13 protein-coding genes are annotated in these 13705 nt (G+C 66.4%); 7 read left to right on the top strand and 6 right to left on the bottom strand.

Annotated features, from left to right (window positions below):
* Window positions 1–8: 8 nt before the first annotated feature.
* Window positions 9–548 (bottom strand): WD40 repeat domain-containing protein, encoded by a 540-nt coding sequence (locus ABD830_RS40935; RefSeq protein WP_344999539.1) that lies wholly within the window; start codon window positions 546–548, stop codon window positions 9–11.
* 85 nt (window positions 549–633) lie between these two features.
* Between ABD830_RS40935 and ABD830_RS40930 the strand changes: the two genes are divergently transcribed.
* A complete protein-coding gene (locus ABD830_RS40930; RefSeq protein WP_344999537.1) occupies window positions 634–1296 on the top strand; it encodes a tetratricopeptide repeat protein in 663 nt (220 codons plus the stop codon).
* A gap of 175 nt (window positions 1297–1471) precedes the next feature.
* On the opposite strand, the gene ABD830_RS40925 is transcribed toward ABD830_RS40930, so the two are convergent.
* A complete protein-coding gene (locus ABD830_RS40925; protein WP_344999535.1) occupies window positions 1472–2269 on the bottom strand; it encodes a DUF1963 domain-containing protein in 798 nt (265 codons plus the stop codon).
* 406 nt (window positions 2270–2675) lie between these two features.
* Here ABD830_RS40925 and ABD830_RS40920 point away from each other — a divergent pair, with 406 nt between their 5' ends.
* Window positions 2676–3197, top strand: coding sequence for a hypothetical protein (locus tag ABD830_RS40920; protein ID WP_344999533.1), 522 nt, complete (start codon window positions 2676–2678; stop codon window positions 3195–3197).
* Between the two features lie 105 nt (window positions 3198–3302).
* On the opposite strand, the gene ABD830_RS40915 is transcribed toward ABD830_RS40920, so the two are convergent.
* Window positions 3303–3752 carry a WapI family immunity protein gene (locus ABD830_RS40915; protein ID WP_344999531.1) on the bottom strand — a complete coding sequence of 150 codons (450 nt, stop codon included), beginning with the start codon at window positions 3750–3752 and terminating at the stop codon, window positions 3303–3305.
* A 321-nt stretch (window positions 3753–4073) separates the two neighbouring features.
* On the opposite strand from ABD830_RS40915, the gene ABD830_RS40910 reads away from it, so the two are divergent.
* Both ABD830_RS40910 and ABD830_RS40905 read left to right on the top strand, forming a co-directional pair.
* Complete coding sequence (locus ABD830_RS40910; RefSeq protein ID WP_344999529.1) at window positions 4074–4583, top strand: hypothetical protein; 510 nt, start codon at window positions 4074–4076, stop codon at window positions 4581–4583.
* A gap of 370 nt (window positions 4584–4953) precedes the next feature.
* A complete protein-coding gene (locus tag ABD830_RS40905; RefSeq protein ID WP_344999526.1) occupies window positions 4954–8049 on the top strand; it encodes an AfsR/SARP family transcriptional regulator in 3096 nt (1031 codons plus the stop codon).
* A 158-nt stretch (window positions 8050–8207) separates the two neighbouring features.
* Here ABD830_RS40905 and ABD830_RS40900 read toward each other — a convergent pair whose 3' ends face one another.
* Complete coding sequence (locus ABD830_RS40900) at window positions 8208–8774, bottom strand: hypothetical protein (protein WP_344999524.1); 567 nt, start codon at window positions 8772–8774, stop codon at window positions 8208–8210.
* A gap of 607 nt (window positions 8775–9381) precedes the next feature.
* Complete coding sequence (locus ABD830_RS40895; protein WP_344999522.1) at window positions 9382–9882, bottom strand: GNAT family N-acetyltransferase; 501 nt, start codon at window positions 9880–9882, stop codon at window positions 9382–9384.
* Window positions 9883–10237: 355 nt separating this feature from the next.
* On the opposite strand from ABD830_RS40895, the gene ABD830_RS40890 reads away from it, so the two are divergent.
* Both ABD830_RS40890 and ABD830_RS40885 read left to right on the top strand, forming a co-directional pair.
* Window positions 10238–10999 carry a class I SAM-dependent methyltransferase gene (locus ABD830_RS40890; protein WP_344999520.1) on the top strand — a complete coding sequence of 254 codons (762 nt, stop codon included), beginning with the start codon at window positions 10238–10240 and terminating at the stop codon, window positions 10997–10999.
* Between the two features lie 103 nt (window positions 11000–11102).
* Entirely contained in the window at window positions 11103–11855 is a 753-nt protein-coding gene (locus ABD830_RS40885) for a DinB family protein (RefSeq protein ID WP_344999518.1), read from the top strand.
* A gap of 232 nt (window positions 11856–12087) precedes the next feature.
* Here the strand turns inward: ABD830_RS40885 and ABD830_RS40880 are convergent, their stop codons facing one another.
* Complete coding sequence (locus ABD830_RS40880) at window positions 12088–12807, bottom strand: beta/gamma crystallin family protein (RefSeq protein WP_344999516.1); 720 nt, start codon at window positions 12805–12807, stop codon at window positions 12088–12090.
* Between the two features lie 455 nt (window positions 12808–13262).
* Here ABD830_RS40880 and ABD830_RS40875 point away from each other — a divergent pair, with 455 nt between their 5' ends.
* Window positions 13263–13595 (top strand): hypothetical protein, encoded by a 333-nt coding sequence (locus ABD830_RS40875; RefSeq protein ID WP_344999514.1) that lies wholly within the window; start codon window positions 13263–13265, stop codon window positions 13593–13595.
* Window positions 13596–13705: the final 110 nt, after the last annotated feature.

Raw genomic sequence — 13705 nt, 5'->3', positions numbered from 1 at the left:
TGCCGTGGTCAGCTCGACCGGGTTGCGGTGAGTACGGCGATGTCACGGTCGAAGCAGACGATGATGTGGCCTTGTGGGGTGGCAGCGACGGCGGTGACTGAGTCGGGAAATTCGATGTCAGGGCTGATCCTGTCAAAGGTGGTGAGGCTCCATACCGCTACCGTGCTGTGGCTGGCGGCAACCGCGATGGGGTGGCCGTTGATCGTGGTGGCGGCGAGTGCGCCCACGGTTCCCATGGAAAGCCGGCCGATCTGCTGAGCGGTGGCGACGTCCCATACCTTCATCGGTGGGTCGCGCCAGTCGTCGTTCGTGGTGATGGCGATGGGCCGTCCGTCCACGATGGTGGCGGCCACGAGGCGTACCGGTTTGCCGTTGCTACCGGTGGTCTGGAGTCCGGTGTCGCGGTTCACGGTGAGGTCACGGACTCGGAAGCCGCCACCCCACCGTCCGAGGACGGCGACGGGCTGGCCGTCGAGATAGATGGTGACGGCTTCTTCGGCGGCAGGCAGGGCGTGTTCGTCGCGGCCAATACCGGCCAACCCACTCATCGCCGGCCATCCACATGACGATCCGCGTCCGGAGTACTCTACTGCTGATCTAGCACGTGGTGGCGATGCCAGGGCGGGGGCGGCGATGAGCGTCGAAGACCGGATCGAACAGGCCAAGACGCTCTATGAACGGGCAGTGTTCAGCGGCGACGCCAGCGTGCTGACCGACGCCGAACGGAGCCTGGACGCGGTGGAGGCCGATGCCGCGTTGGCCCGTGGGCGGATCCTGCATGCGCGATTTCTCAACGAGCGCGCCAGCGCCGGCTCATCACCCGTTGAGGACCCGGCTGAACTGCCGTTGTTCGAGCGCGCGCTCGAGCTGTACCGGGCGCTGGGCGACGCGCGCGGCGAGGCCGAGGCGTTGTTCTGGATCGGCTGCCTACATCAGGTCATCCGGCATGACAACGAGACTGCGGTTCCGGAACTGGAGCGGTCCTGCCAGCTGGCGGCGCAGGTCGGCGACAAGCCGATCCAGTCCGAGGCCTTACGGCACTTGGGCATCGCGGCACACATGGCCGGTCGGCTGGATGAAGCCCGCGAGCGGCTGGAGGAGTCGTCGCGGCTGCGCCGGAAGGTCGGGGCCCTGCCGGGCGTGGCCGCCAACATGGTCGGGCTGGCCTACATCGCCGCCGCCCAGGACCGCCGGGCGGACGCGCTCACGACACTCGACGAGGCGCACGCCCTCGCACAGGCGCATGGTGCCCATGCCATCGTGCGGCAAATCGAGCAAGCGAGAACGGAGATCTAGACGGCAGCCGCCCACCTCCGGGGCTGTCAGGCGGGTTCTGTCAGGGATGGCTTCGCGTGTTCCGCCAGCCGACGACCTTCCGTCGTTCGCGGTTGGACGTCTTGGGCTAGATGAATGTCGAGCTTGTGCGTGCGGCGTTCACTGACCTGGTTGATGTGCTCGGCCAGGTACGGGTTCAGCAGCAGCGCATGACCGGCTCGACCTTGCTGAAATTCCCCGCTGTGAACGCCTTCGCCGGAATCATGAAGTACATCGTTCCGGCGTCGCCCCAGCCCCATCCGAGCTTCCCGTCCTCTGCGAGTTGGAGCAGATGAATCGCGGGGCCATCGACGTCGCGATCGGTCACGCTGGACGCGTACGAAGTGTCAGGCCAGCCGAAGGCGCAGTGGCTGTTGGCGGTGTTCGCGTCCAGGCCGCTCATCTCGTTGAGGATGAGCGACGTCGCGCCCCAGTGTTGGTCCGTGTCGAACTCGACGTCGTCGTTCTCGACGTCCCAGCAGTCCGGAAGCATGATCACCTGGGCCGCGTGGACTGGAATGGCCGGATAGCTCCTGGCCGGTTCGGGTGCGGCTGTCTCGACGGCCCGTGCCGGGTCGGCGGGAATCACGCGACATACCTCAGGCCCGGACATGTCAAGCTTTTGGTACTCCTCGTACGGCACATCCGGATCGAGGTAGAAGAAGTTGAGCAGTCCCGGTCGCGTGGGCAGTTCGTCCCCGAGCCAGGGGGCGAGGGCGTCAGTGTCGAGTACTGCGTGCAGGGACAGGGGGAAGCCGCCGAGTTCGGGCCAGGGGTTTCCCGGTTCGAGCAGGGCCAGGCCGCCGAGTCGGCAGCGCCCGGTGGCTGGGGCGTCGCCCGAAGGGGGGTCCAAGCGGAAGCCGCGGCGGGCCATGGCTGCGAACTGTCGGCCGGCCTTCTCGCCGAGCCGTTCGGTGCATACCTGGAGCATGTGGGTGGGGTCGTCGAATTCCATCCCAAGATCTTCTCAACTTCCGCACGGGTGAGCGCGTTGATCCTCTTGAGACGGTGGCTGCGGCGACGCCCGAACTTCTGGTGGAACACTGACTGACCAAGGGCGCCCCTCTGGGGAACTGGAGTACCCCGCTGAAAGCATTACCTGCGGCGGCGCAGCATCGTCATCGCAAGCCAGATGACGGTGGGCAGGAGGAGCAGCAGCACTAGGAGGCCGGTCGCGCCGCGAGCTGATGGCCCGCATGGGCCACTCCAGCACCCGGGCCGCTCTCATCTACCAGCACTCCACCGACGAACGCCAACGCGAGGTCGCCCGCAAGCTCGACGCGCTGGCACGCGGAGCGGACGGCCCTTAATGGCACGCAAATGGCACGGCGGAAGTGAGGGCATTCCGGCACAATCACTGGATGTTCAACTTCGGGATCCCCGGATACAGGCCGGAGTGGTTGAGTGGACAATCGGCGATCACGACCGCTCACGGAGTGCGGCTGGCCCACCTCACTGGGCGGCGGCTGACCCGCGCACTCCTGGTGTGGGATCTCGATCAGGATGAGTGGTTCGCCGACTGCCCGATCCTCCTGGACTTCGATGGCGAACAGGTCGAGATCAACCACTGGAAGTTCGACGAGCTCTCCATCACCTGGAACACCATCGATCCGAAGCGCGCGCTGGACTGGCCGGACTTCCACCTGGCATGGCGAGATGATGCATCAGACGAGCTCACTGCCTTGGTCGGCGAGCCTTGTTCGGCAGTGGAACTGCTGATGTGGAGAAGCAGAGATCTCGTGGAGGGGACGATCGTGTCTTTGGGGTTCGGCTTCCCGAACGGCCAAGTGACGATCTACAACGCCCTCGATGAAAACGGCCTCGAGTTCACTTCTCCTGGCGACCACTACACGCGGTACACACTCGGAACATCTGACCCGTAAGTCCCCAACCCATCGGCAGCTCGTTGAGTCCCGACCATTCAGATCCGTCCGGCAGAGTTCGTGACAGCCGTCCGGGTGGCTCCTTAGGTGGCTTCCAGAAAGCGGTCATCGGTGTCCCAGGATGGGGAATCGCTCCTCTACGGCAACGAGCGCGTCGACAAGCGGCGGGATGTCCGTCTGGTCCAAGCTCTCGATCGCGAAGTGAAGGATGTTCCGCTTACCAGGGTGATCAGCCACGGCCCCGGAGATCGACAGAGAGCCTGTGGGATGACACTCGACGGTGAGTTCTATCCAATTCTCCATGGAGGACAGGCTGGCGCTTCCCCTGACGTCTGCATGGATGCGCTCCAGAGCAACCCGGAAGTCGCGGAGCTCCTCAACTCGAAGCCCTGCATCGATCCTGGCGGTGAACCCGCCGACCTGCACGTGGATGGGAGAGATCAGCCAGTTCCCGTCCCAGTAGTCGGTACTGCCAGGATGCATACGACCGCGAACCTGGATCAGCACATGATCGGACTGCCTGCCTCGGCCGATGACGATCTCCGCATGCTCCATATGGTCATCCTCTCTGAGAGACATACCTGCGGGGCTGGCCACCAGCTTGGAAGATTTCGGCTCATGATCCCCTGGCTGCTCCGGCTCAGGTCAGCTGTCGTGCAGCTCTGCCTCACGAGTCCCCTTGATCGCCGCGCCATCGGGCACGCACACCCAATGGGGGCGGCTTGTACGGGGCGTTGCGCCTCTGGACCACACGTACCTTGACCTGCGGCATGGCCTTCATACGTGCACCCGACCGTGGTGATCATCTTCCGTATATTGCACGGCGAGTCGATCACGCCATCAGACACTTGTACGGGAGCCTCGATAATTGCCCCCATGCGGCTCCCAGCAGAGGTACATGACTACCTGACCTCGCTTCGAGGTGATCTTCTCCATGGGCGGCTTGTCGGCTCTGTCGCAGATGCGGGATGGGTTGCCTGCGACCTGATCGGAGCCGGACTGGACACGCCCGCCATGCTTGAGCTTGCTGGGCACGCCCTCTCTATCGGCTCTCTGTCGGAGATCGAGCCACTCATCCGCCAAGTGCTGTCGGAGTGCGGCATGCCCCCCATCGACACGCGGCAAGAGCCGTGGGCCGTCGCCCGTGACATCTCGCTGACCATGCGGGATGGCACGCTACCCATCTCATCCGGCGCCGACTTCCTGATCATCCAACTCGCGGAGAAGTGCGGCCATCCGCCGGAGATCACTGAACTCATGATCCTCATCGACGACTGGGAGGCCATCAGGACCACGCCCCCAAGCGATGACGAACTCCGCGCCTACGCTGGAAAGATCGCGAAAGTCGCGGAGACGCACACCGCGCGCACCCCTCCCCCCGCCTGATCTGCCAAACCCCCTTCGAACGCGTGACAGGATTCAACGACAACGGGGCTTACGCGATCTACCTACGCCTCCTGCTACCACCACGACGGAATCCACGAAGCATGGATCGACATCATCATCGACGATGCCTGGGCATTTGACGAGCCCGTCAGCCGTCCCGGCCCCAACCGGGTCACATTCGGATGTCGCGTCGGCCCTCAGCCTCAGCCCGGTCCGGCTGCGGGAGACCAGCGGTCACCATCGCCATCACCCCGGCCGGTATGGCCTCGCGGACGGGTGCTGTCACCGCCGGAGTGAGCCTGGTCGGGGCGTTCGGCCGCCGGCCGGGGTCCGGCGGCCGTACGAAAGGCGCGGATGGGAAGCTGGCTCGGTGCAGATCTCCCTCCTCGGTCCGGTCGAAGCCGCCTCTGACGACGCCTCCCCGATCGACATCCCCGGCGCGCGCCTGCGGATGCTGCTGGCGCGGCTCGCGCTGGAGGCCGGCCGTCCGGTGTCAGCCGAATCCCTGATCGACGGCATCTGGGGCGAAGAGCCTCCCGCCGGAGCCGTCAGCGCGCTGCATGGCCTGGTCTCCCGGTTGCGCAGGACGCTGGGCGGGCCGGAGTCCGTGGAGCTGGTGGCCGGCGGCTACCGGCTGCCGCTGCGCCCCGAGGACGTGGACGCGCACCGATTCGAGCAGCTTGCCGGGCAGGCCAGGCGGGAGCTCGCGGCCGGCAGGCCCCGTGAAGCCTCCTCCTTGCTCCGCGCCGCCCTGGAGCAATGGCGGGGTGCCGCGCTGGCGGACGTGCTGGAGGCCTCGTTCGCCCGCAACGTCGCGGCCCGGTTGGAGGAGTTACGCGCCACCGTCGCCGAGGACTTCTTCGACGCGGAGGTACGGCTCGGCCGCCACGCCGAGGTGCTGGCCGACCTGGGCACCGCGGCCGTCGCCCGCCCGCTGAGTGAGCGCCTGGCCGAACTGCGGATCCGGGCCCTGTCGGCCGCCGGACGCCAGTCAGAGGCACTGTCCGTGTACGAGGAGGTCCGCGGCAGGCTCGGTGACGAGCTGGGCATGGATCCCTCGCCCGAGCTCCGCGCGGTCCACCTCGCCCTCCTCCGCGGGGAGCTGAACCGACCCCCGGTACGACCGCAGGCCGCGCCCAGCCGGCTCCCGGCCAGGCTGACCAGCTTCGTCGGCCGGGAGCGTGAACTCGGCGAGCTCGCCCGGCTGATGGTCGGCGCGCGACTGGTGACGATCGTCGGACCGGGCGGCGCGGGCAAGACCAGGCTGGCGTTGGAGGCCGCGGACCACGTCCAGGAACGGACCTGGTTCGTGTCGCTCGCCGGGGTCGCCCAGCCGGACCAGATCGCGGACGCGGTGCTCAGCGCCTGCGGCGGCCTGTTCGAGGGCGGGTTCAAGCCGCAGGCTCCTGCCCCCGCGCGGCTGGCCGCCCAGCTCGACGTCGGCCCCGCCGTACTGGTGCTGGACAACTGCGAGCACCTGGTGGAGGGGGCCGCCCAGCTTGTCGAGCGGCTGCTCGTCCGGCTTCCGCAGCTGCGCATCCTGGCCACCAGCAGGGAGGCTCTGGCGATCACCGGGGAGGCCTTGTGCCACCTCGACCCACTCGACCTGCCCGTGGAGGACGCGGACCTGGCAGAGGCCGCCGAGTCAGCCGCCGTGCGGCTGTTCGTCGAGCGGGCCGCCAGCGTGCGCCAGGGGTTCGCGCTCGACCAGACCACCCTGGTGCCCGTGGTGGAGATCTGCCGCCGGTTGGACGGCATGCCGCTGGCGCTCGAACTGGCCGCGGCCAAGCTGCGGGCGATGAGCGTGGCGCAGATCGCCCAGCGGCTGGATGACCGTTTCCGCCTGCTCACCTCGGGGAGCAGGACCGCGCTGCCGCGCCAGCGCACGCTGCTCGCGATGGTGGAGTGGAGCTGGGACCTGCTGGAAGAGCCCGAGCGGGTGCTGGCCGCCCGGCTGGCCGCCTTCCCCGGCGGAGCCGACCTGGCCGCGCTCGAGGCGATCTGCTCTGACGCGTCCCTCCCCGCCGACGACATGGTGTACGTCGCGGGTGCACTGGTCGAGAAGTCCATGATCCAGCAGGTCGGCGACAGGTACCGGATGCTGGAGACCATCCGCGCCTACGCGGCGGCCGAACTTCCAGAGCCGATCGCCGACCGGTTCCGCGCGTACTTCCTGGCGCTGGCCGAGGAGAACGAGCCGCTGCTGCGTACCAGGGACCAGCTGCGCGCCGTCGAGGTCTTCGACGCCGAGCACGACAACCTGGTCGCCGTGCTGCGGGCCGCCGTCGAGGCGGGCGACGCGGCCACGGCCGCCCGGCTCGTCAGGTCCATGATCTGGTACTGGGGCATGCGCGGGATGTCTACCCAGTCCGACGCCTTCCTGAGCGAGGTGCTGACGTTCGGCGACGAGCTGCCGGCCGACACGCGCGCTGCCTTCGAGGTGGTGCGGTCGACGTCGGGCCGGGGAGGCGGGCAGGAGGTCCGTGAGAACCTCCGCCGTCCCGGGGTGACGAAGTTCCACAACGCGCTGCCGTTGCTCCGCATCTCCAAGCTCACCACCCAGGACGCCCGGGAGCTGGAGGCGCTGGACTCGCCCGACCCCTGGGTGCGCGCCAGCGCCCACTGGGCGTACGACTTCCTCCTCACGGAACAGGGCGACCAGGAGACGGGAGCCCGCCACAGGGAGGAGGCACTGCGACTGTTCCAGCAGGTCGGCGACCGCTGGGGGCTGGTGATGAGCCTGGTACGGCAGAGTCGCGTCCACGGCCTGCGCGGCGAGCACGAACGTGCGGTCGCGGCCTGCGAGCGCGCCGTCGCGATCGCCGCCGAGCTCGGCACCGAGGAACACCTCTTCATCACCAAGTCGCATCTCGCCCAGAACCGAATGCGCGGTGGCGACCTGGACGGCGCACTGCACGACATCCACGCCGCGCGGCACCAGGGTCGCGAACACGGTCACCGGAGGCTGGAAGCCAGCATGCTGTTCCCGCTCGCCGAGGTGCACCGCCACGCCGGCGACCTGGAACTGGCCCATCAGGCCGTGAACGAGCTCGATACGGTCATCCACCGGCTACCCGGCCCGCCCGAGCTGAACAGCGACGTGATCGTGTCCTCCCGGATGGCCGTCCTCATGACCGAGGGGGCGGCGGAGCGGGCGCGCGAGCTGCTGCCCCGCGCGATGCGCGGCGTGCTCGGACACACCAACGCCAACGCCATGGCCCGGGCCGCGGAGCTGCTGGCCAGGCTGCTCGGGCTGGAAGGCGACCCGGCGGGGGCCGCGACGGCGCTCGGGATGAGCCACGTGATCAGGGGCGTCTTCGACGAGGGCGACCCCGATCTGCGCCGGCTGGTGCCCGTACTGGCTGGGCAGCTCGGCGACGAGGGTTACCTGGAGGCGTACCGGCGTGGCGCGAGCCTGCCGAGGCAGGAGGCGATGGACCGGCTCACGGCACTCACGGGAAGGTAGATCTGCGGCCCGTCGGCCGAGCGGCCGGCTCGGGCGGCCTGGCCGGAGATGCAACTGCAGGTCGTTCACCAGCAGCGGAGCCCGTCCACGCCGCGCGAACCCGAACCTTCCGAAGCGGCAGTGCGTATTCGATGGGGCAGGAGCCGTGCCACCGATGATCAGCACTCTGGGGGATCTCCGCCGACCGCGTGGAGTGCATCGATGTACCCGCCGCTGACGTCGAACCGGGTGATGTCCGTTGTCCTGTTCGTGGAGGGCGTGAGTGCCCAGTCCGCGGCCGGGCCGATCTCCTGGAGGCGCAGTCGCTTGTTCCGGGTGATCCCGCGGGCACGGCCGATGTGGCAGACATGGGGGTCGAGCTTCTCGATGTAGACAGCTACCAGGGGAAACGCCGTGGTGAGCGTCTCGATCAGGCCTTTGGTGTAGTCAAGGTCGATGTCCGGCAGAGGCTGAGGGTGCTCCTCGCGCAAGGTGATGGCACGATGGGCCGTCATCGCGCCCTTCCATCCCGAGCGCGTCGCGTGCCGGATGTCGCGGAGGCGTATTGCCGAGTAGCCGTCGAGACGGATTTCGTCGGAGATGGTGTGCAACAGCACCCACTTGCGACCGACGCCTACCACGTAAGCATCAAGTCGATCTGCGCCGGCGATTTCACGCCTGACTCTCACGGGTTCACCGGAGCGTCTTGCTCTCTTCAGGTCTTTGAGAGCTGTCCCCCTGGTCATGATTCGGATCATGCCAGTCCACACGCTTATGCTCATCTGGTTTATGGGCCGCCCTCACGATCACCTGATGGTGGCTGGTGCCCAGGCATGGTCGGGGGCGATCACGAGGCGCGCCTCATACCTCAGTGCGGCTCGCCGGGCATCTCTCGTGCAGCCGTGACCGTGTGGCGACTGTCCTGGTGTACTGCCACGATCACATTTCTCAACGGTCCAGACGGTCACTCAACTGTCAATATGGGCAATGCCGACAGCAATTTACACAATAGGACATGTCCTAAACTGAGGTCCTTGTCAAGGTTCGATGGCCTATGTAAGATCACTTCCGTCGGGCCTTGGCGAAGCCGGAATCGCCGGGGATTTCGCGTTCGGAGGTGCCTTATGGCTGCAAGAATCAGAGCACGGAAAATGCTCATCACTGCGGCGATCGTTGCCGCCGGTATCGCATTCGCAAGCCCGGCCCATGCCGACGCCGAAACGTCTGGCGGAGGACAGGTCACTACCAACGGTTACACGTGGTCCAATTAATCCTCATCAGGCGAGACGCTGATGCAGATCGCCGCTTGCTCCGGCACGTATAAGAAGCACGGGACGAACATCCAGACGCTGGTCACGCCTGCTGGTCGAGGGATGACAGATCAATCTTCAGTCCGATGAGCTCGGGTTGGAACCCTCGGCCCTGATAGAAGCAGACCGCATCGGTGTTGGAGGCGTACGCGGAGACCGTTGCCTGGTTCGCTCCTTGCTCCTTTGCCCAGGAAAAGAAGTGCTCCACAAGCTTGGCTCCGACACCATGTCCGCGCTGTTCCTCCGTTACGCGCATGCTTACGAGTTCGGCGACGACCGCGTTCGGCCTGAGCTCGTTCGGAGCTCTCATCTGGCCCGTGAGATGGCCTACGACCGTGCCCTCGGTCGAGTCACGGCGGGCGAGAAGCGCCAGACTCCTTGCGCTGGTGATCATACCCAGGTAGTAGTCGAGCCCATTTCGTGTCGGCCAGTTCGCGTCCATGAAGGGATCCCGTTGGCCTCCGTCCTCCTGGAAGAGAGATGCGGCTGACTGGATCAGAGCGGTCACATCTTCGACTCGCGCGACTGTGATGACGAGACTCATGCCGGCGACCCTATCGATCATGATTAATCATGTAAATGACCGCGGAAAGGCTGATCCCGCGCAGGGAGCGCCGCATTAGCGAACCGCCGCGGTGAGGCCGGTGCTGATGACGAGGATCATCAAGGCCATTTTAATTGCATCACCCTTGAATCTGGCTGTGGCCTTCCACCGGGCCGTGCCCAAGAATTCGCCGCTCCAGCCTTCCTGGGGCGCGGGAGCCGGTCCTGCGACTTCAGGTTGAAAAACACTCACTGAACTCGCGGCGCACAGCCTTTCCAGTTGGGGACGATCTGCTCGAGGTGAGTCGACAGCCCGGCGGCGCGATCTCGAAGCAGCGTGAATCAGGAGGCGCGACATGGCCAGAATCGCCTACGACGACCAGACCGCGGCAGCGTACAAGGCGGTCCGTGAGGTTCCCCGAGACGGGCTCGAAGAATGGCGTGAAGCGGTACGACGTCACCTCAGCCCGTCGCCCGGGATGACCGTGGTCGACATCGGCGCGGGGACCGGCGCGTTCGCCACCGCCTTCAGCGATTGGTTCGGCCTCGACATCTTCGCGGTCGAACCGTCGGCGGCGATGCGGGCCCAGATTGCGCGCCGCCCGGGCATCCAGGTGCTGGAGGGCGACGCCGGCGCCCTCCCGCTGCCAGACGGCTCGGCGGACGGCGCCTGGATGTCCCTCATGATCCACCACATCCCCGACATGGAAGCCGCCGCGCGAGAAATCCGCCGCGTCCTGCGCCCGGGCGCTCCCGTTCTGATCCGGCAGGGATACCCGGACAGGCCCTATACGACGCGCACCTTTCCCTGGGAGTTCTTCCCCGAGACCGTCCGGACGACCGATACCTTTCCCTCACTCGAGCAGACGTGCCGGGCGTTCGCCACCGCGGGATTCCGCCGCGACGCGCTTGAGCCGGTCCCCGAGACACTGATGAGCCTTGCCGAGTTCCTCGCCCAGGTGGATGTCCTCCGCCGCTCCGCCACCATCATGCGCGGCCTCACCGAGGAGGAATTCCTCCGAGGGAAAGAACAACTCCGCCGGGCCGCGCAGGACGCCGAGCAGACCTCCGCCACAAAACCCAGGGCTAATTGGCTCGACCTCCTGGTTCTGCGCTGAGGTTCCTGCCTGCCTTCCCTTTTGAACACACCGCTCACGGACCGTGCTGAGGTCGACATCGACGCTGTACCGTTACGGCCGCCCGTACGGGCACAATGGCGCGATGGCAGCGCAGTACGACAACACCGACGAGTTTCGCGGCGCGAGCTTCACAAGCGCCACCTTCGCCGCTGCGACATTCCGCGACTGCGACATGCGAAGGATCAAGATCGTCGACTCCTTGCTCGTGGACGTCAACATGTCCGGAGACGTACGCAACTTCCTCGTCAACGACGTGGACGTCACCCCCTTCGTCGAGGCCGAGCTTGACCGGCGACATCCCGAACGCACGCAGCTACGGGCGATGCGGACAGCCGATGACTTCCGCGCAATGTGGGACACGATCGAACGGCTCTGGTCGGGAACGGTCGCCCGAGCGGAGAGGCTGCCCGAAGCGGCTCGCCACGAACGGGTCGACGACGAGTGGTCCTTCGTCGAGACGCTTCGCCACCTCGTCTTCGCCACAGACGCCTGGGCAAGCCGGACGATCCTCGACGAGCCGATGCCGTTCCATCGGCTCGGTCTCACCCACACCGGCTATCCGCCCACGGACGCGGCGGCACTCGGCATAGATCTTGATGCGCGTCCGTCGTACGCAGCGGTGACGGAGGCTCGCGCCGGCCGTATGGCGCTGGTGCGCGGCATCGTCGACGGCCTCACCGACACCGAGCTTGCACGGAGGTGCACGCGCGCACCGGCGCCCGGCTATCCCGAGGAGCCGCGCTCGGTCGGCGACTGCCTGCGCGTGGTGATGGAGGAGGAGTGCGAGCATCGCCGCTACATGGTGCGCGACCTCGCGATACTCGAAGCGCGTTGACCAAGGCTGACGACATGCACTCACTGGTCCGTGCGGGTCTACGCGGGTAGAGGCAGAAGAGCCCAAGCAGGCGCAAACTCGTGACCGACGTTCCTCGTGGCGCTGCACACCTCGGCGAACCCGGCGCGAGTTCGCCGAGGCCGCGCCACTCCCGCCGAGACGCCGGCCTCTCTTCGAGGTTCAGTCGGCCCCGGGCAGGGTGATGGTGCCGTCCTGTCGCGGCGGGGTTGGGTCAGCCCATGTTCCAGACAGATGAGATGCGATCGTTCCATCCGCTCGGGACGAGGGTGGGGATGTCGGAGAAGGGCTGCACGAACAGGGAGCTGCCGCCGAAGTTGATGTGCTCGTAGTAGCGGACCGCGTTGTTCGTGCTGCCCATGGAGCTGATGACGTCGTTCCAGTCATGCAGGTGGAGCGGGCCGTGGTGGACGCTGGTCAGGTCGTTGTACGCCTGGTGGGCGCCGCACCAGAACCAGTCGCCGGCGTAGTCCACGTGCTCGAACATCTGGACCTCACCCTGCGTCGCGGGGCGGGGGTCGGCCGCGCGCAGTTGCGAGGCCGCCCACAGTGCGCCGTTCAGCGCGCTGTCGTCGGTGAGCGCGACCAGGCGTTCGGTGCCGTAGATGTAGGTCAGCGGGCGGCCGTCGAACCGCGACAGGTCCCGGGGGTCGTGCTCGACGCCGTCCACAACCACCGCCATGGCGGGGGCCGGGTGGGTGACGGGTTGAGAGGAGGCGGCCTTGGGCCTGCTCAGTGCCTGGGCGGTGTCCATCTTGACGGGCGGGGCGGAGCGGGGCGCGTTGACCGCCTTGCTGACGAGTGTCTCCAGCGTGGTGATGCCCTGGTCGCGGAGCAGTGCCAGCACGTCGGCCTCGTTCAGTCCCCCGACGTGGTCGGAGAACTCCAGGAAGCGCTCGATCTGTCGGCGGGCCGGGGTTGAGATGCTTTTCACGGGTTGCCTTCCCTATGAGCGGTGCGAACTCCTTCATGGTCGGGTGGGGCGGCGGCCTGGGCATTCCCCAGTGTTGGGGATGGTGTTCATGGTCAATGTTGCCGGCTTCATCCTGAGCGTGACCCCCAGCTTGGCCCAGACGCACAAGAGCCCGGAGCCTCTCCGTCCCCGGGCTCTTCCACTCTCGTAGGAGCGTCGGTCTCAGGAGGAGTGCGCAGGCGGTTAGCCGCTACTCTGGGCCAGAAAAATTGGCGCAGTCCGCTCGGAGGCAAAAGATGTGGCGACGTCGGAGCAACCGGAATTTTCCATCCGGATCGGTCCCGACGGACGCTGAGACGACGGAGTTGATGCGGCGTCTAGCTGAGACATTCGTTGATGGAGCCAGGCTTCAAGGGTTCTCTATTGACTGGACCTCGGCCTCTGCCTTTCGACTTGATTCTTACTGTGATGCGTTCATGGCGGGAGAGCTCACTCCGACGAGTCGCTGGACCGGTAAGCCCAGGAAGGACTACATCCACACCATGGTGATGGGCATGGGGGCGTATCTCGGTGAGCTCATGATCCGCAACGGTGGTGGACGGTGGGCCTATGACATCCGCCAGAACAACGCCTGTGTCGATCTGGACAACGGCATACGGACCTGGCCGCACAGCAAGGTCTTCAAGCGGCTCACCATCGGATCTGAGCATTCTCTTGCGCCGTACTACCACTACAGCCTCACCCGCGAGGTTCTGGACGGGTCGGTCGCGCGCGTATGGACCGACGGCACCCCGCCCACGGTCGCGTAACCCCACCGTCTGTCAGCCACAGGTTCAGGAGTGAGTTCTGTCGTCCGGTGCACTTCAGAACCGCTCGATATTCAGGGAAGCCCATTGCCTTGCTGAGAAGAAATGAGGGA

Source organism: Nonomuraea helvata (assembly GCF_039535785.1).
Classification (GTDB): Bacteria; Actinomycetota; Actinomycetes; order Streptosporangiales; family Streptosporangiaceae; genus Nonomuraea; species Nonomuraea helvata.
The sequence above is the reverse complement of the archived record's forward strand: the minus strand, read 5'-3'. Positions and strand labels throughout refer to the sequence as shown.

Coding starts and splice junctions, on each gene's coding strand:
- ABD830_RS40925 (WP_344999535.1), bottom strand. CDS start 2,269: ATGGAATTCGACGACCCCACCCACATGCTCCAGGTATGCACCGAACGG.
- ABD830_RS40895 (WP_344999522.1), bottom strand. CDS start 9,882: ATGAGTCTCGTCATCACAGTCGCGCGAGTCGAAGATGTGACCGCTCTG.
- ABD830_RS40875 (WP_344999514.1), top strand. CDS start 13,263: ATGGCGGGAGAGCTCACTCCGACGAGTCGCTGGACCGGTAAGCCCAGG.
- ABD830_RS40935 (WP_344999539.1), bottom strand. CDS start 548: ATGAGTGGGTTGGCCGGTATTGGCCGCGACGAACACGCCCTGCCTGCC.
- ABD830_RS40900 (WP_344999524.1), bottom strand. CDS start 8,774: ATGACCAGGGGGACAGCTCTCAAAGACCTGAAGAGAGCAAGACGCTCC.
- ABD830_RS40910 (WP_344999529.1), top strand. CDS start 4,074: ATGCGGCTCCCAGCAGAGGTACATGACTACCTGACCTCGCTTCGAGGT.
- ABD830_RS40920 (WP_344999533.1), top strand. CDS start 2,676: ATGTTCAACTTCGGGATCCCCGGATACAGGCCGGAGTGGTTGAGTGGA.
- ABD830_RS40915 (WP_344999531.1), bottom strand. CDS start 3,752: ATGGAGCATGCGGAGATCGTCATCGGCCGAGGCAGGCAGTCCGATCAT.
- ABD830_RS40885 (WP_344999518.1), top strand. CDS start 11,103: ATGGCAGCGCAGTACGACAACACCGACGAGTTTCGCGGCGCGAGCTTC.
- ABD830_RS40890 (WP_344999520.1), top strand. CDS start 10,238: ATGGCCAGAATCGCCTACGACGACCAGACCGCGGCAGCGTACAAGGCG.
- ABD830_RS40930 (WP_344999537.1), top strand. CDS start 634: ATGAGCGTCGAAGACCGGATCGAACAGGCCAAGACGCTCTATGAACGG.